This window comes from Streptomyces sp., assembly GCF_035563135.1.
Taxonomy (GTDB): domain Bacteria; phylum Actinomycetota; class Actinomycetes; order Streptomycetales; family Streptomycetaceae; genus Streptomyces.
On sequence record NZ_DATMVN010000806.1, the window covers coordinates 1 to 16911 of the forward strand.

Annotated in this window: 21 protein-coding genes and 1 pseudogene; 7 read left to right on the forward strand and 15 right to left on the reverse strand. The window is 70.9% G+C overall.

Going from position 1 to position 16911, the window contains the following annotated elements:
• A partial coding sequence (locus VN520_RS35810) for an SGNH/GDSL hydrolase family protein (RefSeq protein ID WP_325751125.1) occupies nt 1-505 on the reverse strand: 505 nt, incomplete at its 3' end.
• Between the two features lie 361 nt (nt 506-866).
• On the opposite strand from VN520_RS35810, the gene VN520_RS35815 reads away from it, so the two are divergent.
• A complete protein-coding gene (locus tag VN520_RS35815) occupies nt 867-1361 on the forward strand; it encodes a DUF3145 domain-containing protein (protein ID WP_325751126.1) in 495 nt (164 codons plus the stop codon).
• Between the two features lie 141 nt (nt 1362-1502).
• On the opposite strand, the gene fabF is transcribed toward VN520_RS35815, so the two are convergent.
• From fabF to VN520_RS35840, 5 genes are all read right to left on the reverse strand, one after another.
• Nucleotides 1503-2765 carry a beta-ketoacyl-ACP synthase II gene (gene fabF / locus VN520_RS35820; RefSeq protein WP_325751127.1) on the reverse strand — a complete coding sequence of 421 codons (1263 nt, stop codon included), beginning with the start codon at nt 2763-2765 and terminating at the stop codon, nt 1503-1505.
• A gap of 79 nt (nt 2766-2844) precedes the next feature.
• The gene (locus VN520_RS35825) at nt 2845-3093 is read right to left on the reverse strand and encodes an acyl carrier protein (RefSeq protein WP_014045780.1); all 249 of its coding nucleotides are present in this window, start codon (nt 3091-3093) and stop codon (nt 2845-2847) included.
• A 63-nt stretch (nt 3094-3156) separates the two neighbouring features.
• Nucleotides 3157-4188 (reverse strand): ketoacyl-ACP synthase III, encoded by a 1032-nt coding sequence (locus VN520_RS35830; RefSeq protein WP_325751128.1) that lies wholly within the window; start codon nt 4186-4188, stop codon nt 3157-3159.
• Nucleotides 4189-4201: 13 nt separating this feature from the next.
• Nucleotides 4202-5116, reverse strand: a complete 915-nt coding sequence (locus VN520_RS35835) for an ACP S-malonyltransferase (RefSeq protein WP_325751144.1) — start codon at nt 5114-5116, stop codon at nt 4202-4204.
• A gap of 89 nt (nt 5117-5205) precedes the next feature.
• Nucleotides 5206-6405 carry a PucR family transcriptional regulator gene (locus VN520_RS35840; protein ID WP_325751129.1) on the reverse strand — a complete coding sequence of 400 codons (1200 nt, stop codon included), beginning with the start codon at nt 6403-6405 and terminating at the stop codon, nt 5206-5208.
• 80 nt (nt 6406-6485) lie between these two features.
• Here VN520_RS35840 and VN520_RS35845 point away from each other — a divergent pair, with 80 nt between their 5' ends.
• On the forward strand, nt 6486-7154 hold the full coding sequence (locus tag VN520_RS35845; RefSeq protein WP_414720061.1) for a pirin family protein: 669 nt from the start codon (nt 6486-6488) through the stop codon (nt 7152-7154).
• An 80-nt stretch (nt 7155-7234) separates the two neighbouring features.
• Here VN520_RS35845 and VN520_RS35850 read toward each other — a convergent pair whose 3' ends face one another.
• Nucleotides 7235-7708 carry a hypothetical protein gene (locus VN520_RS35850; RefSeq protein ID WP_325751131.1) on the reverse strand — a complete coding sequence of 158 codons (474 nt, stop codon included), beginning with the start codon at nt 7706-7708 and terminating at the stop codon, nt 7235-7237.
• A gap of 87 nt (nt 7709-7795) precedes the next feature.
• Between VN520_RS35850 and VN520_RS35855 the strand changes: the two genes are divergently transcribed.
• Together VN520_RS35855 and VN520_RS35860 are read left to right on the forward strand one after the other, a co-directional pair.
• A complete protein-coding gene (locus VN520_RS35855; protein WP_325751132.1) occupies nt 7796-8137 on the forward strand; it encodes a PadR family transcriptional regulator in 342 nt (113 codons plus the stop codon).
• Nucleotides 8134-8808 (forward strand): permease prefix domain 1-containing protein, encoded by a 675-nt coding sequence (locus tag VN520_RS35860; RefSeq protein WP_325751133.1) that lies wholly within the window; start codon nt 8134-8136, stop codon nt 8806-8808. Before VN520_RS35855 ends, VN520_RS35860 begins: the two co-directional genes overlap by 4 nt.
• 209 nt (nt 8809-9017) lie before the next feature.
• Here VN520_RS35860 and VN520_RS35865 read toward each other — a convergent pair whose 3' ends face one another.
• The 4 genes from VN520_RS35865 to VN520_RS35880 all read right to left on the reverse strand — a co-directional run bounded on the left by VN520_RS35865 (nt 9018) and on the right by VN520_RS35880 (nt 10906).
• Complete coding sequence (locus VN520_RS35865) at nt 9018-9164, reverse strand: hypothetical protein (protein ID WP_325751134.1); 147 nt, start codon at nt 9162-9164, stop codon at nt 9018-9020.
• Between the two features lie 105 nt (nt 9165-9269).
• Nucleotides 9270-9710, reverse strand: coding sequence for a hypothetical protein (locus tag VN520_RS35870; protein WP_325751135.1), 441 nt, complete (start codon nt 9708-9710; stop codon nt 9270-9272).
• Nucleotides 9711-9831: 121 nt separating this feature from the next.
• The gene (locus VN520_RS35875) at nt 9832-10098 is read right to left on the reverse strand and encodes a DUF397 domain-containing protein (RefSeq protein WP_325751136.1); all 267 of its coding nucleotides are present in this window, start codon (nt 10096-10098) and stop codon (nt 9832-9834) included.
• Entirely contained in the window at nt 10058-10906 is an 849-nt protein-coding gene (locus VN520_RS35880; RefSeq protein ID WP_325751137.1) for a helix-turn-helix transcriptional regulator, read from the reverse strand. Before VN520_RS35880 ends, VN520_RS35875 begins: the two co-directional genes overlap by 41 nt.
• Nucleotides 10907-10990: 84 nt before the next feature.
• On the opposite strand from VN520_RS35880, the pseudogene VN520_RS35885 reads away from it, so the two are divergent.
• Nucleotides 10991-11404: pseudogene (locus VN520_RS35885) on the forward strand (ATP-binding protein); the annotation flags it as partial.
• Nucleotides 11405-11418: 14 nt separating this feature from the next.
• Here VN520_RS35885 and VN520_RS35890 read toward each other — a convergent pair.
• Complete coding sequence (locus VN520_RS35890) at nt 11419-12240, reverse strand: serine hydrolase domain-containing protein (RefSeq protein WP_325751138.1); 822 nt, start codon at nt 12238-12240, stop codon at nt 11419-11421.
• An 87-nt stretch (nt 12241-12327) separates the two neighbouring features.
• On the opposite strand from VN520_RS35890, the gene VN520_RS35895 reads away from it, so the two are divergent.
• Both VN520_RS35895 and VN520_RS35900 read left to right on the forward strand, forming a co-directional pair.
• Entirely contained in the window at nt 12328-12789 is a 462-nt protein-coding gene (locus tag VN520_RS35895; RefSeq protein WP_325751139.1) for a MerR family transcriptional regulator, read from the forward strand.
• A 4-nt stretch (nt 12790-12793) separates the two neighbouring features.
• Nucleotides 12794-13810, forward strand: coding sequence for an aldo/keto reductase (locus tag VN520_RS35900; RefSeq protein WP_325751140.1), 1017 nt, complete (start codon nt 12794-12796; stop codon nt 13808-13810).
• 46 nt (nt 13811-13856) lie between these two features.
• On the opposite strand, the gene VN520_RS35905 is transcribed toward VN520_RS35900, so the two are convergent.
• The 3 genes from VN520_RS35905 to VN520_RS35915 form a co-directional block, all read right to left on the reverse strand.
• On the reverse strand, nt 13857-14171 hold the full coding sequence (locus VN520_RS35905; protein ID WP_325751141.1) for a hypothetical protein: 315 nt from the start codon (nt 14169-14171) through the stop codon (nt 13857-13859).
• The gene (locus VN520_RS35910; RefSeq protein ID WP_325751142.1) at nt 14168-15001 is read right to left on the reverse strand and encodes a hypothetical protein; all 834 of its coding nucleotides are present in this window, start codon (nt 14999-15001) and stop codon (nt 14168-14170) included. The genes VN520_RS35905 and VN520_RS35910 overlap by 4 nt, the downstream gene beginning before the upstream one ends.
• Before the next feature lie 615 nt (nt 15002-15616).
• Entirely contained in the window at nt 15617-16825 is a 1209-nt protein-coding gene (locus VN520_RS35915) for an acyltransferase (protein WP_325751143.1), read from the reverse strand.
• Nucleotides 16826-16911: the final 86 nt, after the last annotated feature.

Sequence of the window (16911 nt, forward strand, 5' to 3'; positions counted from 1 at the left end):
CGAAGGAGGCCCTGAAATCGGCGACCGGAGTCATCAGCCGCACCGTGTCCCGGCAGGCGTCGTTCGCGCCGATCATCACGGTGACCAGCTCCGGACCGTCCTTCGCGGCCAGCGCCATCTGCTCCGGCAACTGAGCCATCCTGGCGCCCGAGACGGCGTGGTTCCAGCTGTGCGAGAGCGCCTTCGACGCCCCCATGAGGCGTACGGCCAGGCTCCGCACCCCGGCGTCGGTGCCGGTCGCCCAGGACACCTCGGGACAGTCGGCGAACACCGCGCAGGCGTCGAAGCCCCGGGTGATGGAATCGCCGACGGCCGCGAGGGAGGCGGGGCTCGGGTCCCACCCCGGTGCCGGCGAAGGGGAGGGGCTCCGGGTGCCCGTGGTGCTCCGGGCGTCCGCGCCCCCGTCCGAGGCGCAGCCCGTGAGCGCGGCGGCGCCGGCGAGCACGACCGCCGTCAGGGTGGCTGCGGCGCTTCGGACACGGCGGGGTGACGCACGCTCGGGCATCCTGTTTCCCTTTCGGCCACACGGGTGATTGTGCCCCTGGCACAACCGGACAGCTCCAGGGGGCGGGCCTCCGCGCTTGTGCGGGTGAATGCTCTGCGAATCCTGGCCCCGGGACCGACCGTACGTCACACACCCGGTCCCGGGGCACGGTAGCTTTTCCCCGTCGAACCAGTGGCGCCCGACCGGCACGCGTGCGAAACAGTGGGTCCGGTAAGTTATCTCACGTCACATACTGTCCCTTTTCAGGAGATTCACTCCCGATGCTGTTTACTGATGACAACCTCGGGAGCCGGCCGGGAAGAGGCGGTACGGGCGCGAGGCCGCTGGGGAAGGCGAACCTCGTCCCACACTGGAGGTCCCGGTGACGACACGTGGAGTTCTTTACGTTCACTCCGCACCGCGCGCGCTGTGCCCGCATGTCGAATGGGCGGTAGCGGGTGTGCTCGGTGTGCGGGCCCAGCTGGACTGGATCAGACAGCCGGCCGCGCCAGGCACCTGGCGGTCCGAATTCTCCTGGAAGGGCCGGGCCGGCACGGCTTCGGAGCTGGCTTCGTCCCTCCGCGGCTGGGACCTGCTGCGCTTCGAGGTGACGGCGGAGCCCTGCCCCACGGCGGAGGGCGAGCGCTACAGCTCCACACCGGGCCTCGGCATCTTCCACGCCGTCACCGGCATGCACGGCGACATCCTGGTCCCCGAGGACCGGCTGCGGGCCGCCCTGGCGCGGTCCCTGCGGGGCGAGACGGACCTGGAGACGGAGGTCGCGAAACTCCTGGGCAAGCCGTGGGACGACGAGCTGGAGTCCTTCCGCCACGCGGGAGAGGGCGCACCGGTCCGCTGGCTCCACCAGGTGGTGTGACGGCTGCCGCTGTCCGGGGCCTCGACCGTCGACCGGAATGCCGGAACGTTTTTCCCCGGGCCGCGGCGCCCGGCATGCGCGAGGCCCGCCTCCCGGGACGGGAAGCGGGCCTCGCGGCAGGATCGGCGGATGACCGGCGGATCAGACCGAACGGAACGCCAGGACCACGTTGTGGCCGCCGAAGCCGAACGAGTTGTTGATCGCGGCGATCGGACCCTCCGGCAGCGCGCGCGGCTCGGCACGCACGATGTCGGCCTCGACCGCCTCGTCGAGGTCGTCGACATTGATGGTGGGCGGTGCGGTCCGGTGGTGCAGCGCCAGCACCGTCGCCACGGTCTCGATGCCGCCCGCGCCACCCAGCAGGTGACCCGTCATGGACTTCGTCGCGGAGATCGCGACATGGTCCAGGTCGTCGCCCAGCACCGCACGCAGCGCCTTGATCTCCGCGATGTCACCCTGCGGCGTGGACGTGGCGTGCGCGTTCAGGTGCACGACCTCCGACGGCTTCAGGTCCGAGGAGTCCAGCAGGTTCTGCATCGCCGCGGCGATCCCGCGCCCGGTGGGCTCGGGCTGCGCGATGTGGTGGGCGTCGGCGGACAGGCCCTGGCCGAGCACCTCGCAGTAGACCCTGGCGCCCCGCGCGGCGGCGTGCTCCGCGGACTCCAGGATCACGACGCCGGCGCCCTCACCGAGGACGAAACCGTCACGGGCCGTGTCGTACGGTCGCGAGGCCTTCTCGGGCTCGTCGTTGCTCTTGGACATCGCCATCATGTTGGCGAAAGCCGCGATCGGCAGCGGGTGGATGGCCGCCTCGGTGCCACCGGCGACGACCACGTCGGCACGGCCGGCGCGGATCATCTCGACGGCGTAGCCGATGGCCTCGGCACCCGACGCGCAGGCGGAGACCGGGGTGTGGACACCGGCCTGGGCGTTGACCTCCAGGCCGACGTTGGCGGCCGGGCCGTTGGGCATGAGCATGGGCACGGTGTGCGGGGAGACGCGGCGTACGCCCTTCTCCTTCAGCACGTCGTACTGGTCGAGCAGGGTGGTCACGCCGCCGATACCGGAGGCGATGACCGAACCCAGACGCTCGGGCTGGATCTTCTCGTCCTCACCGGCCTTGCCGGTGAAGCCCGCGTCGGCCCACGCCTCGCGGGCCGCGATCAGCGCGAACTGCGCCGAGCGGTCCAGCTTGCGGGCGAGCGGACGGGGCAGGACGTCACCCGGGTCGACGGCCGCGAGGGCGGCGATCCGGACGGGCAGTTCGGCGAAACGTTCGCCCTCGAGAAGCTTGACGCCGGAACGGCCGGCCACCAGACCTTCCCAGGTCGATGCGGAGTCGCCACCCAGCGGAGTGGTTGCGCCGATACCGGTGACGACCACGGTGCGATTGGTCGGGCTCACTGGAAAATCTTCTCCACGTGTAGAGGGTCGTGAATCAGCGGCGCCACCGCCGGGTGGCGACACACGGGACGGGCCGGGATCAGCCCTGGTGCTTCAGGATGTAGTCGGCGGCGTCGCCGACCGTCTTGAGGTTCTTGACGTCCTCGTCGGGGATCTTGACGTCGAAGCGCTCCTCGGCGGCGACGACGACCTCGACCATGGACAGCGAGTCGACGTCCAGGTCGTCGGTGAAGGACTTGTCCAGCTGGACGTCCTCGACCGGGATACCGGCGATCTCGTTGACGATCTCGGCGAGACCGGTGACGATCTCTTCCTGAGTGGCGGCCATGTTGGCGCTCCTTCGGTGTGTTTCTGCAGGGTACGGGCGGGTGGACCGAAAGGTCCGGGGTGCCTAGGGGAGGGTAACGACCGTCGCGGCGTAGACGAGACCCGCCCCGAAGCCGATGATGAGCGCCGTGTCGCCGCTCTTGGCCTGGCCGGTCGCCAGGAGCCGCTCCATTGCGAGCGGGATCGAGGCGGCCGACGTGTTGCCGGTGGTTTCCACGTCACGCGCGACCGTGACGTGCTCCGGCAGCTTGAGCGTCTTCACCATCGAGTCGATGATCCGCATGTTCGCCTGGTGCGGAATGAAGACATCCAGGTCCTCCGGGGAGATCCCGGCCGCTTCCAGCGCCTGCTGGGCGACCTTCGCCATCTCGAAGACGGCCCAGCGGAAGACCGCCTGGCCCTCCTGCGTGATGGCCGGGAACTTGACCTCGCCCCGCTCGTTGAGCGGAAGGTTCGAGACGTCGCCGATGTGGAAGTCGTTCCACGCCACGGTCTGCTTGATCGTCTCGGACTTGTCGCCCTCGGATCCCCAGACGGTGGGGCCGATGGCCGGCTCCTGGGACGGGCCGACGACGACCGCGCCCGCGCCGTCGCCGAACAGGAAGGCCGTCGCGCGGTCCTCCAGGTCGGTGAGGTCGCTGAGCCGCTCGACGCCGATGACGAGCACGTACTCCGCCGAGCCCTCGACGATCATGCCCTTGGCGAGGGTCAGGCCGTAGCCGAAGCCCGCGCAGCCGGCCGAGATGTCGAAGGCGGCGGGCTTGCCCGCGCCGATCCGGTGCGCGATGTCGGTCGCCACGGCGGGGGTCTGCTTGAAGTGCGAGACGGTGGAGACGATGACTCCGCCGATCTGCCCGGGAGTGATCCCGGCGTCCGCGATCGCCTTGCCGGAGGCCTCCACGGACATCATGGCCACGGTCTCCTCGTCGGAGGCCCAGTGGCGGGTGGCGATACCGGAGCGGGAGCGGATCCACTCGTCGGACGAGTCGATCGTCTCGAGGATCACCTCGTTGGGCACGACACGGGTCGGGCGGTAGCCGCCGACACCCATGATCCGTGCGTACGGGGCGCCCTTGCTGGGCTTGATCTTCGACATGCTCTCGGGCTCCTTAGGCGCCTGCGTGCTCGGAGATGAGCGCGCGGGCGGCGTCGAGGTCGTCGGGGGTCTTGAGCGCGAGGGTCTTCACACCGGGCAGCGCGCGCTTGGCGAGCCCGACCAGGGTCCCGCCGGGCGCGGCCTCGATGAGAGCCGTGACGCCCAGCTCGGTGAAGGTCTCCATGCACAGGTCCCAGCGGACCGGGTTGGCGACCTGGCCGACGAGCCGTGAGATGACCTCGTCGCCGGTGGCGACCGTCTTCCCGTCCGCGTTCGACACGTACGTCACCTTCGGGTCGGTGACCGTCAGGGCGGCGGCGGCGGCACGCAGCTTCTCCACGGCCGGAGCCATGTGGTGCGTGTGGAACGCGCCGGCCACCTTGAGCGGCACCACGCGGCGTACGCCTTCGGGCTTGTCCTCGGTCAGCGCGGCGACCTGTGCCGCGGTGCCGGCGGCGACGATCTGCCCGCCGCCGTTGACGTTGGCCGGGGTGAGCCCGAGCTTCTCCAGGTGCGGGACCGTGACCTCCGGGTCCCCGCCGAGGAGCGCGGCCATGCCGGTCTCGGTGACCGCGGCGGCCTCGGCCATGCCGAGCCCCCGGGTGCGTACGAGACGGAGCGCCGCCTCGTCCTCGATGACGCCGGCCAGCGCGGCGGCGGTGATCTCACCGACGCTGTGCCCGGCGACCACGCCGGGCGAGGCGCCCAGGGCGGCGGCGGAGAGGAGTCCCGCGGCGACCAGCAGCGGCTGGGCCACCGCCGTGTCGCGGATCTCGTCCGCGTCGGCCTTCGTGCCGTAGTGGGCAAGGTCGAGCCCGATGGCGTCGGACCATCCCGCGATGCGGTCGGCGGCACCGGGGAGTTCGAGCCAGGGAGTCAGGAAGCCGGGCGTCTGAGCGCCTTGGCCGGGAGCGACGAGTACGAGCACCCTCACACTCTCTCTTGTGGACGGCCTCGGACGCCCGTGGGGACAGGGACGAAGAACCGTCAGGGGAATTGTTGAAGTCCGACAAAAGTCTAGGACTGAGTGTCTCCGGCGGCCAAGCGCCCCAGGATGAGGGCGATCCGCAGAGTGAACGCGGAACGGACGTCGGAAGGCGACCACCCGGTGACGTCGGTCACACGTCGCAGCCGGTAGCGCACGGTATTGGGGTGCACGAACAACATGCGTGCCGCGCCCTCAAGACTGCTCGCCTGCTCCAGATACACACTCAGCGTCTCCAGAAGTGCTGAACCCGCTTCTTCGAGCGGTCTGTAGATCTCCTCCACCAGCTGATCGCGCGCGGCCGGGTCGCCGGCCATCGCGCGCTCAGGAAGGAGATCGTCCGACAGGACGGGCCTCGGAGCGTCCTGCCACGCCGAGCAGGCCTTGAGACCGGCGGCCGCGGCCTGCGCGGACCGGGTGGCGGCGAGGAGGTCGGGCACCACGGGCCCGGCGACGACGGGACCGGCCGCGTACGGGCCGATCAGCGACTTCGCGACGTTCAGGGGGTTGTCGCTGCCCCCCGCGATCACGACCAGGCGGTGGCCGAGCACCCCGGTCAGGACCTGGAGCTTGGCGTGCCTGGCCGCCCGCCGGATCGCCTCCACGGTCAGCTCGCTGTCACCGTCGGGAGCGGTCCCGAGGACGACGCACACATGCTCGGGGGAGTTCCAGCCGAGGGCGGCGGCCCGGGACACGGCGCCCTCGTCCGCCTCGCCGGACAGCACCGCGTTCACCACGAGCGACTCCAGCCGGGCGTCCCACGCCCCGCGGGCCTCGGCGGCCTGCGCGTACACCTGGGCGGTCGCGAAGGCGATCTCGCGGGCGTAGACGAGCAGCGCCTCGCGCAGCGCCGACTCGTCGCCGGGCGCCGCGACCTCCTCGATCGCGGTCTCCATGACCTCGATCGTCGTACGCACCATCTCGACGGTCTGGCGCAGGGTGATCGCCCGGGTCAGCTCGCGCGGAGCCGTGCCGAACACATCGGTGGAGATGGCCTGTGGTGTCTCCGGGTGCCGGAACCACTCGGTGAACGCGGCGATACCGGCCTGGGCGACCAGGCCGATCCAGGACCGGTTCTCCGGTGGCATCGCCCGGTACCACGGCAGTGTCTCGTCCATACGGGCGATGGCGTTCGCGGCCAGCCGGCCGGAGGACTGCTCCAGCCGTTTCAGGGTCGCGGCGTGGAGGTGGGCGGCATGCGAGGCGGGCTGCTCAGGATCGGGTCGGGGCACGACACAAGACTGCCTTATCGGGACAGGGGCCCGGAGGGGCGGGGCGCGAGGCCACCCGGCGGGGATACCGTGGGGGCGTGATGGACGTACGCCGCTCCGGGGACCGTTTCCGCGGCGGGGACCCGGCCACGGGTGGCTCCGCCGGCATCGAGACGCTGCACGCGTTCTCCTTCGGGCGGTTCTACGACCCGGACAATCTGCGCTTCGGGCCCGTTCTGGCCTGCAACGAGGAGCGGCTCGCCCCGGGTGCGGGCTTCGACGAGCATCCGCACAGCCACACCGAGATCGTCACCTGGGTGGTGGAGGGCGAGCTCACCCACCGCGACTCGGCCTCCCACGCCACCGTCGTACGGGCCGGAGACGTCCAGCACCTGAGCTCGGCCGCCGGGGTGCGGCACGTCGAGCGCAACGACGGGGAACACCCGCTGACGTTCATCCAGATGTGGCTGGCCCCCGTGGAACCCGGCGGGGCGCCCTCCTACACGCATGTCGCGGGGATCGCCGACTCCACCCCGTACGCCCTCCCGGAAGCCGGCGCGATGCTCCATGTACGCCGGCAGTCCGAGGGCGAGCGGACAGCCGTGCCGGACGCGGCGGGGGTGTACGTCCATGTCGTGCGGGGCGGGGTGCGCCTCGGCGACGAGCGGCTGGAGGAGGGGGACTCGGCGCGGATCACGGAGTCCCGGGGCCTGGAACTGGTGGCGCTGCGGGACGCCGAGGTGCTGGTGTGGGAGCTCGGCGCGGTGTGAGACACGACGGCTCCCTGGTCGGCAGCCCGAGTCGCCCGCCGGCCGGTGGGCGACGGAGTGGGGGCACCGGTACTGCTGGTTCACGCGCCGGTGGTGGAGCCGGGGCGGACGATCATCAGGACGACGACCACCGCCCAGACGAGGTTGAAGATGCCGGTGAGCATCGTCAGACGCGCCGCCACGGGACGCGCGGCCTCGCCGGTGGGCGCGTCCTCGCCCTCCGCGAGCAGGCGCCGCTGCCCGGGCAGGACGGCGAATCCGAGGATGGCCGCGGCGATCAGGGTGAGGACGAGCGAGGCGATCAGCCAGGCGTCGGTGAGCACCCCGAGCGCGGCGCCGGTCGCTATGCCGAAGACGGGCACGAAGACGCCCGCGAGCGAGTAGCCGTAGCAGACGCGGTGCAGGAGCGCGGCGACCCCGGCGGACCGGTCGTGCCCCTCCGAGCCGTCCAGTGCCCGCAGGGCGTAGCGCGGGAACATCGAGGCGGCGACGGTGATCGACCCGACGGCCACGATCGCCGCGATGACATGGATGGATAGCAGCAGCTTGGTCACTGCGGGTGCCTCCTGCTCGGAACACGCTCATATGTTGGCTGCCAATACATACACTGCCTACGCCTCTTTTGGGTAGGCTGCCTACTCATGAAGGCGGATGCGGTGCGAGGGCACCTCGACGGACTGCTGCTGGCCGTGCTGGAACCGGGCCCGCTGCACGGGTACGCGATCATCGCGGCCGTGCAGCGCCGCAGCGGCGGCGTACTCGAACTGCGTACGGGCACGATCTACCCGGCCCTGAACCGGCTGGAGCGGATCGGGCTCCTGAGCAGCAGCTGGGAGTCCGCAGGCGAACGGCGCCGGCGCTGTTACGAGCTCACCGAGGAGGGACGGCGCACCCTGGCCGGGGAGCGGACGGCATGGGACGAATTCACCACGGCGATCGGCTCCGTCCTCAACCCCGCCACCCCGCCCGGACTGACCACATGAACGCGGCGGGCCGGCCGGCCGACCCCGTCGCGGACTACGAGGCAGCCCTGAGGGCCACCCTGCACGGGCCCCGGGAAGCCAAGGCCCGCATGATCGAGGAGCTGCGCGAGGGCCTCGCGGAGACGGCCCGGGCCCATGCCGCGGAGGGCGTGCCCTACGAGCAGGCCGCCCGCCTGGCGGTGCGGGACTTCGGGACCGTCGAGGAGGTCGCGCCGGTCTGCCAGCGCGAACTGACCATCGCCCAGGCCCGGCACACGGCGCGGACCGTCACTCTCACCGCACCCTTCCTGATCGCCTGCTGGTTCCTGGCCCGGACCCCCGGCCCTTCCGGTACGGCTTGGCAGCTTCCGCGTACGGCGCAGGCGCTGGCGGTGCATCTGGCCGGCATCGCGATCGCCGCCGCGCTGCTCGCCGCGGTCACCCTGGCCGCCACCGGGACGCTCGCCCGCAGGCTGCCCACCCCGCACCGGCTGCCCCTGGTGGTCGCCTGGGCCGGAACCACGACCAGCGTCGCCATGGCGGTCGCCACGCTCGCGCTGGCCCTCGCCGCCGCGCTCACCGCGCACTGGCCGCTGCTCGCCCTGGCCGGCGTGCTCTCGGCCGCCTCGCACGCCGTGGTGGCGGCGTCCGCCCGCGCGACTCGCCGCTGTGCCCGACTGACGCTCGCGTAGCGCCCGGAGGCTCACGAGGCCGTACTTCCGGTGATCGGCCCGACGAACTGCTTTCCCGGACCAGACCGGCGTACCGCGGGCACCGCCACATCCTCGGACACGAGGACGACGGCTTGACGCGTCCGTGGACGGTCGTCAAGGCCGGAGCGGGGGGAGTCGGCCATGACAGCGGCCCCGGCGGTGGTCACGGCCACGGCGAATGGCGGGAGTCAGGTGTCCTTGTCGGAGCGCTTGTTCCGCTTCTTCCACGGAATGTGGTTGGCGAGCAGCTCACCCACCGTGTCGACGGTGTGGAACGCGAGCCAGCCGATGCCCTTGAGGACCCGCACAACCGCAGAACCCGCAACCTCTTCCATGGCCTGATCCCCTCGCGTCGGTCCCTGTGACTGCGTCACTCCCGAAGACGCGTTCTGCCGCCACCGGGTTGACCGGCAGCCGGCGGCGCGGCCTCTCCACCCGCGTCACACTTCTCCCGCGCGTCCCGGAAGCGGCTGGTCCGCCCCGCTCTTCGAGGACTCCGCCAGCTTGTCCAGCTCACGCATGGCCTGGCTGTGGGAGCTCATGCGGCGCGTCACGGTACCGGTGGTGAAGAGTCCCATCCCGACGACCGACACCGGCAGGGACAGGCCGAGCAGGGCCACGGCCTCCGGCCAGTCGCGTTCGTCCCCGCAGTAATCCCCGTTCCGGAGACCCTCGTCGGCCGTGCCGCGATAGGTGAACAACCGGGATCCGCACTTCCGGGGATGGTCGTCGTCGGGTTTCTCGTCGACCGTGTACGGCAGGAGCAGCAGTACGGCGCACCAGGTCCACAGGAGCGACGCCAAGGACAGCAGGCCGATCCCCCAGGTGCGCGTCCGCCGGGCCCGGTGCCGGAAGTTCTGGCCGAAATCGCGTGATCGCACAGCGGCTGAACCTGTCCGAGCCCGATCACGCGGAGGCTGCCGGGCGTGACCCGCAGGATCAGTCCGCGAAGTGCCGCAGCCATGCGTCCAGGCTCACGAGGTCCGTGCCGGTCAGTGCGGTTTAACGGAGCCCGTCCACGAAGGCCTGCCACGCGTCCACGCCCAGGACCAGGACGGGTCCGGCCGGGTTCTTGCTGTCGCGGACGGGGACGGAGGCGGAGCAGCCGTCGGCCACCTCGACGCATTCGCCGCCGGTGTTGCCGCTGTATGAGGACTTACGCCAGGCGGCGCCGCCGGTGACGGTGCACTCGACGCACTCGCCGCCGTTGGTCCCGCTGTAGCTGGACTTACGCCACGCCGTGCTCTTCAGGTTCGGGCTGATTGCCATAACGCTCCTCCATCACACGGGTGATCAATGCCGCCGAATCCTCGATGGAGAGGGCTGCGGCCTGCAAGTGAGCGTAACGGCGAGCGGCCTCCCTGATGGTCTCGGGGTTGGCGGTCATATGGCCGGAAATGAGGTCCTCGGTGTAGATGATGTCCGGGTCTTTGTCGAAGCGCATCGCGGTGAAGGATCCTGCCAGGCTTGAATGTTCACCGGCCGAGAACGGCAGCACCTGTACCCGCATCCACCGGTGCCCGGTGAACTCCAACAAGCGGGTGAGTTGGTTCCGCATGATCGCGCGCCCACCGATCGGCCGGTGCAGCACCGCTTCGTCCAGGATCGTCCACGCCAGAGGCGGTTGTTTCCGGTCCAGGATTCGCTGCCGTTCCATCCGGGCCGCGACCAGCCCTTCCAGGTCGTTCGGCATGCCGGTGGCCAGCACCGCCCGCGCGTACTCCTCGGTCTGTAGCAGCCCGTACACCAACTGCGCCTGGTAGGTGGAGATGTACGCCGCCTTCGCCTCCATGTCCGCGTACTCCTGGAACCACGGCGGCAGTTGGCTCCGCAGCACCAGGCCGATCAGGCGCGAGAACACCCCGTCCGTGCCGAGCGCGGCGTCCAGGCGCTCCGAGAAGTCGCGGGTGGGCACCTTCTTCGTCGTCTCGATCTGGCCGATCAACGAGCCCGTGCAGAAGATGATCTCGCCGAGCTGGCCCTGCTTGAGGTTGTTGGCCTCCCGGCGGCGGCGCAGCTCCCAGCCGTAGAAGTCCAACGGGGAAGCACTGGGGTCGAGCGACTGCACGTTGGCCATGACGGAGTGCCTCTCGCTTCAACGCCGGGTGGCGTTCGTTTCAAGTCGTAGCCGAGAGTAATCAAAACACTGCATCCTGGTGACATGAATCACGTATCCGATACCCGGACCGGTGACGCGGAAGCAGCCGTCTACCGCGCCGAGCTGGCGATGGGCGAGCACTCCGCCCGTCATCTGCGCCGCATCCTGAGGCTGTACCTCACCGGCTGGGGCCTGCTCGACGTGGCGGACGCGGCGGAGCTCGCCCTCACCGAGCTGATCGCCAATGTCGTGCGGCACGTTCCCGGCCGCCGCTGCCGGACCCTGATCTTCCTGCTCCCGGCCGGGGGTGTGCGGGTGGAGGTCGCGGACGCCTGCCCCCGGCTGCCCCGCCCGGTCGTGGGGGACATGCTCGACGAGGGCGGGCGGGGGCTGCTGCTGGTGGGCGCCGTCACCGACGGCTGGGGCGTGGAGGAGCGCCGCGACGGGCGCGGGAAGACGGTGTGGTTCGAGTGCCTCGGCCGCAGGGCCGCTCAGCGGGCGGCGGCGAGCTCCGCCAGCACCGCGTCGGTGAAGGGCGTCCAGACCTCCGCCGCCCACGGCCCGAAGGCCCGGTCCGTGAGCGTGACGCAGGCCGCGCCCGCCACCGGGTCGATCCACAGGAACGTGCCGGACTGGCCGAAGTGGCCGAAGGTGGCGGGGGAGGAGGAAAGCCCGGTCCAGTGAGGTGACTTGGAGTCACGGATCTCGAAGCCGAGTCCCCAGTCGTTGGGATTCTGGTGGCCGTATCCGGGCAGTACGCCCTTGAGGCCGGGGTGCACGACGCTCTGGGCCTCCAGGACCGTACGCGGGTCGAGGAGCCGCGGGGCCTGCACCTCCGCGGCGAACCGCACCAGGTCGTCCACGGTCGAGACGCCGTCCTTCGCCGGGGAGCCCTCCACGGATGTCGACGTCATGCCCAGGGGCTCCAGCACCGCCTGGCGCACGTACTCGGGGAACGGGATCTCCGTGGCCTTGGCGATGTGGTCGCCGAGCACCTCGAAGCCGGCGTTGGAGTACAGCCGGCGGGTCCCTGCGGGCGCCGTGACCCGGTGTTCGTCGAAGGCGAGCCCGCTGGTGTGCGCGAGGAGGTGGCGGACGGTCGAGCCCTCGGGGCCGGCCGGTTCGTCCAGCTCGACGGCGCCCTCCTCGTAGGCCACCAGCACCGCGTAGGCCGCGAGCGGTTTGGTCACCGAGGCCAGCGGAAAGCGGTGCGCGGTGGGACCATGGGTACCCAGGAGCGTGCCGTCCGAGGTGACGACGGCGGCTGCCGCGGTGGGGACGGGCCAGTTCTCGATCATCGCCAGGCTCTGCATGGGTACGAGCCTAACGGGAGCCCGAATCCGGGTTCGCCCCTGAGATCGCTTGCCTGGAGTGCACTCCAAGGTTCTAGCGTGGAGGACATGACGGTGATGGAAAGCATTTCCGCACGCACGGACACCTGCGCTTCGGCTCCGACCGCGCATCCGCGCCCCGAGGGCCAGGACCGCTACACCATCAGCGAGGTCGTCGCCTTCAGCGGGCTCACCGCGCACACCCTGCGCTGGTACGAGCGGATCGGGCTGATGCCGCACGTCGACCGCTCCCACACGGGCCAGCGCCGGTTCAGCAACCGCGATCTGGACTGGCTGGCCTTCGTCGGCAAGCTGAGGCTGACCGGAATGCCGGTCGCCGACATGGTGAGGTACGCCGAGCTGCTCCGCGAGGGCGACCACACCTTCGCCGAACGGCAGGAACTGCTGGAGGCGACCCGGCGGGACGTGAGGGCGCGGATCGCCGAGCTCCAGGGAACTCTGGCCGTACTCGACTACAAGATCGATTTCTATGGCGGCGCCCGTGCGGTGCCGGAATCGGAAAGGGTCTGACCTGATGAGCGAGACCGGAAAGATCGCGACCGTACAGCTCGGCAGCGGGGGGCCGCAGGTCGGTGTGCAGGGGCTCGGCTGCATGGGGATCAGCGAGTTCTACGGGGAGACCGACGAGGCTGCGGCCCGGGACACCCTGGAGGCCGCGCTGGAAGCGGGCGTCACGCTCTTCGACACGGCGGACATCTACGGACGCGGCGCCAACGAGACGTTCCTCGCGCCGTTCGTCGGGGCGCACCGGGACGAGATCACGCTGGCCACGAAGTTCGCCATCGAGCGGACCGACGACCCGCACTACCGGGGCGTGCGCAACGACCCGGCGTACATCCGTGAGGCCGTCGAGGGCAGCCTGCGCCGGCTGGACACCGATGTCATCGACCTGTACTACATGCACCGCCGTGACCCGCTCGTCCCGTTCGCCGAGTCGGTGGGCGCGATGGCCGAGCTGGTGCGGCAGGGCAAGGTGAAGCAGCTCGGGCTGAGCGAGGTCACCGGGGACGAGCTCCGTGAGGCGCACGCCGTGCACCCGATCGCGGCCCTCCAGTCCGAGTGGTCGCTCTTCAGCCGGGACGTGGAGCGCAGCGCCGTGCCCGCGGCCGCCGAGCTCGGGGTGACCCTCGTGCCGTACTCCCCGCTCGGCCGTGGATTCCTGACCGGGGCGTTCGCGGACGCGGCCAAGGACCTCACGCCCGACGACTTCCGTAAGCACCAGCCGCGCTTCACCGGCGAGAACGCGAGGACGAACGCCGCGCTGCTGGAGCCGGTGCACAAGATCGCGGCGGCACACGGGGCTTCGGCGGCGCAGGTGGCCCTGGCCTGGGTGCAGCAGCGGGCGCAGGTGCACGGTCTGACCGTGGTGCCGATCCCCGGCACGCGCAAGCGCAGCCGTCTGCTGGAGAACGTGGCGGCGACCGGGCTGGTCCTGACCCCGCAGGAGCTGGAGCTTCTGGAGCCCCTCGCGGACCGGGTGGCGGGGGACCGCTACCCGGACATGAGCAGCACGGCCACCGTGCGCGAGTGACCGGGCCCGGCGGGGGCCCCGGGGCCCCCGCCCGGGGGCCCGCGCGTCACAGGAGCCGCTTGCGGCCCCGGAGGATGACGACGGCGGCGGTGACGGCGAGCATGATGCCGGCGCCGAGCCACTGCATCGCGTGCAGCTGGGAGACGGGGAGGTAGTCCATGGACCAGCCGATGACGTGCTCGGACTCCAGGCAGGCGGTGTGCGCCCGGGCGTTCTCCGACACATCGAGGCAGGTGGTCCGGTCCAGGCGGTCCCCGGAGCCGGTGAGGAAGTAGGTGCCCTGCCCCTGCTGCTCCGACTGGGCGGGCAGCTCCGGCGGTGTGGCACCGGGCCCGACGCCCCGGTCGGTGCTGACGGTCATGACGTGCCCCAGGCTCCGCGCCCGGCCGGCCAGTCGTGAGCCCATCTCTGCGCAACGGGGTACCCGGAGTTCCCGAGCGCCGAGTTGACCTGGGAGGGACAGAAGGAACTGCCCTCCTGGCTCCAGGACGTGTGAGGCGCGTTCTCCCCCTGTCCGTGGGCGCCGTCCGGCGGTGACCATGAAGGGGTCTCGTTCGTGTTCGGAAAAAGGGCGCGGTCGAAGCCGTCGGCATTCTCGACGGCACGGGCGAATTCGTCCGTGGGACGCCGGTGACGGCCCCGGTCGCGGCGTACCCGCGTGAGGCGGCCGTCCGCGTACAGCAGCTGGGCGCGGGAGACCAGTTGTGTCAGCCCGACACCGAGCTGGGCGGCGAGGGCCGCGGCGTCGGTGCCTTTGTTCCATCCGTCCACCAGCAGGGAGTCGTGGGTGTGTGACCACTCCTTGGCTCCCGTGGGCGCCGCAGGGCCCGCCTGCCGGGTGGCGAACTGTTCCACGCGGGGTGCCGGAATGGAGGGCGGTCTGGGCTGCGGTCGTGCGGTGACCGCCGGATCCACGCCTCGGGGAGCGGGTGGGGGACCGCCGTCGCCGGAAGCGGCCTTCGCCGCCGCGCCGATGTCCGGAGCTCCGGCCGGCGGACGGCTGAGCAGCGTCCCGGCGAGCGAGCGCGCATCGCTCTTTCCGACGGTACGGCGGGCGATTCGCACTTCGCGCTCGTTCAGCCCCAGCAGCTCGGCAACCGCAGCGTCGCTACCCACAGTGACGGCGAAAGCGGCAAGGGTCCTTGCACGCTCCGCCTGGGCCCCGTCGAACACCGACTGAGCCTCACGCACGCGGTCGTCCGCGCCGCAGAAGGCGTCGGCCAAAACGGCGTGCCGTTTCCACATCTCCCTGGCTTCCACGGTCGGTCAACGCCGTGGCGGCCGAATAGGATTCAGGGAGTTCCTGAAATGACCCGATTGGACCTGTGAGGTCATACCTGACGAAAATCATCCCGCGCAATATTCCCGGCCGTTCGTGCTTTTTTTTCGTGAACCGGGAGCGTCCGTGACTGTCACGTCATCCGGTCGGCAAGCTTTTCTGCAAGCGCAGCATCCGCAACGTCCGCTCCGTTTCCTTCTGGTGATGCCGGTAGGAGATGAGCCGGTGCCATTCCGGATCCGGTACGCCGGGGAGCGTGTGACCGCGAGCAGCCCAGATCCTGAACAACTGCCCGTACACCGGCGTTTCCGATCTCTCCGGCCTTTCTGACTTCTCTGACCTCTGCGCAATGAAGAGTGCGCAGCCGGTGCCCGTCACAGTCGCCCTCGCTGTCGCCACTGAGGCATCAGGTGTACTCATGCCACAGGAACGAACGCCCGCCCTGCGCGTCACCAGTCGTGCGGGCGTCCCATGGCATCGGCTGTTTCCTGTGCGGCGGCCAGGACGAAACGTTCGCTGCGGCTGCCTCAGGCCAGCCGCAGCGCGAACACCGCGAAGCCCACCGCGAGCAGTCCGGCCGCCGCCCGGCGCGCGTGACCGGCACGGCTGCCCGTCTCCCAGGGCGCCTCGAAGCGGCGGGCGTAGCGGGAGATCAGCAGCAGCAGGGCGGCGAACAAGGGCATCCACGCCATCCGGGCCAGGATCCAGCCGACCGAGTCCGGGCCGGTCGTCAGCCCCGGCACCGCACCGGCGAACGACGCGGGGACGGCCGCGGCCAGCATCGCCGTCTGGTGCCAGCACAGGATCGTCATCGCCGACAGGTTGATGACCACCACGGGGGCCCACACCGCGGGGCGGCGCAGTGCCCGCCCGATCCGGCCGTGCAGCAGGACCGCCGCACCGCTCTGCGCCGATGCCAGCGCGAGGACCAGCAGCGACGGGGGATGCGAATTGGTCCGCGCCTCACCCGGTACGCCGACCATCGACGCCGGGTAGTGGAAGACCAGCAGCAGCACGGCGAACAGAGCCGTGCCCCCGATCAGCAGCAGACGGGCCCCACGCCGGCTGATGCGGCCCTGCCCCCAGGAGACACCGAGCTGGTAGGCGAAGAGCCAGCCGGGCAGGATGTTCAGCAGGCTCAGCCAGGACGGCACGGCGTCCGCGTACGGTCCGTAGCGCAGGAAGTCGACGGCGGCGACCGAGCCGATCAGCGGGGCCGCCGCCCAGCCGCCGAGCCGCCGGGCCAGGCGCACGCAGTACGGCGTGAGCGCCGTGACCACGGCGTAGACCCCGACGAACCAGAGCGGCTGGATCACCAGCTTCGCCCCCGTGCGCAAGGTGGCCTCGGGCACCCCGGCGGCGTAGAGCACCGGGATCATCAGCGCCCACACGGCGGTCACGCCGAGCACCGGCCTGCCCAGCCTGACCATCCGGGCGCGCAGCCAGGCGCCGGTGGTGGACGGCCTGCGGTGGTAGGAGAGGACGGAGGCGTAGCCGCCGACCAGGAAGAACACACCCAGCATCTGGAGCACCCAGCTCACCGGGGAGAACACGGCGAACGTGGAGAGCGGGCTGGCGTTGTGCAGGGCGCCGTCGCCGTCCAGGGTGAATCCGCCGAGCAGCCAGTGACCGGCCGGGACGGCCAGCAGTGCCAGGGCGCGCAGCCCGTCGACCGCACGGTCGCGGTGGGCGGGGGTCCGCTCGTCGATCCGGGAGACCAGCTGCCGCACGCTCATCGGGAGACCCCCTCGGCGATGGCGACGAAGGCGCGGAGCGAGTCCGTGCCGGGGACGAAGTAGCCGGTGTGGCCCTCGGCTTCCCG

Excerpts from the sequence above, each read along its gene's own strand:
- VN520_RS35890 (WP_325751138.1), bottom strand. The coding sequence starts at position 12,240 with ATGCAGAGCCTGGCGATGATCGAGAACTGGCCCGTCCCCACCGCGGCA.
- VN520_RS35845 (WP_414720061.1), top strand. The coding sequence starts at position 6,486 with ATGGACGTACGCCGCTCCGGGGACCGTTTCCGCGGCGGGGACCCGGCC.
- VN520_RS35905 (WP_325751141.1), bottom strand. The coding sequence starts at position 14,171 with ATGACCGTCAGCACCGACCGGGGCGTCGGGCCCGGTGCCACACCGCCG.
- VN520_RS35830 (WP_325751128.1), bottom strand. The coding sequence starts at position 4,188 with ATGTCGAAGATCAAGCCCAGCAAGGGCGCCCCGTACGCACGGATCATG.
- VN520_RS35895 (WP_325751139.1), top strand. The coding sequence starts at position 12,328 with ATGACGGTGATGGAAAGCATTTCCGCACGCACGGACACCTGCGCTTCG.
- VN520_RS35875 (WP_325751136.1), bottom strand. The coding sequence starts at position 10,098 with ATGGCAATCAGCCCGAACCTGAAGAGCACGGCGTGGCGTAAGTCCAGC.
- VN520_RS35915 (WP_325751143.1), bottom strand. The coding sequence starts at position 16,825 with ATGAGCGTGCGGCAGCTGGTCTCCCGGATCGACGAGCGGACCCCCGCC.
- VN520_RS35855 (WP_325751132.1), top strand. The coding sequence starts at position 7,796 with ATGAAGGCGGATGCGGTGCGAGGGCACCTCGACGGACTGCTGCTGGCC.
- VN520_RS35860 (WP_325751133.1), top strand. The coding sequence starts at position 8,134 with ATGAACGCGGCGGGCCGGCCGGCCGACCCCGTCGCGGACTACGAGGCA.
- VN520_RS35900 (WP_325751140.1), top strand. The coding sequence starts at position 12,794 with ATGAGCGAGACCGGAAAGATCGCGACCGTACAGCTCGGCAGCGGGGGG.
- VN520_RS35825 (WP_014045780.1), bottom strand. The coding sequence starts at position 3,093 with ATGGCCGCCACTCAGGAAGAGATCGTCACCGGTCTCGCCGAGATCGTC.
- VN520_RS35880 (WP_325751137.1), bottom strand. The coding sequence starts at position 10,906 with ATGGCCAACGTGCAGTCGCTCGACCCCAGTGCTTCCCCGTTGGACTTC.
- VN520_RS35865 (WP_325751134.1), bottom strand. The coding sequence starts at position 9,164 with ATGGAAGAGGTTGCGGGTTCTGCGGTTGTGCGGGTCCTCAAGGGCATC.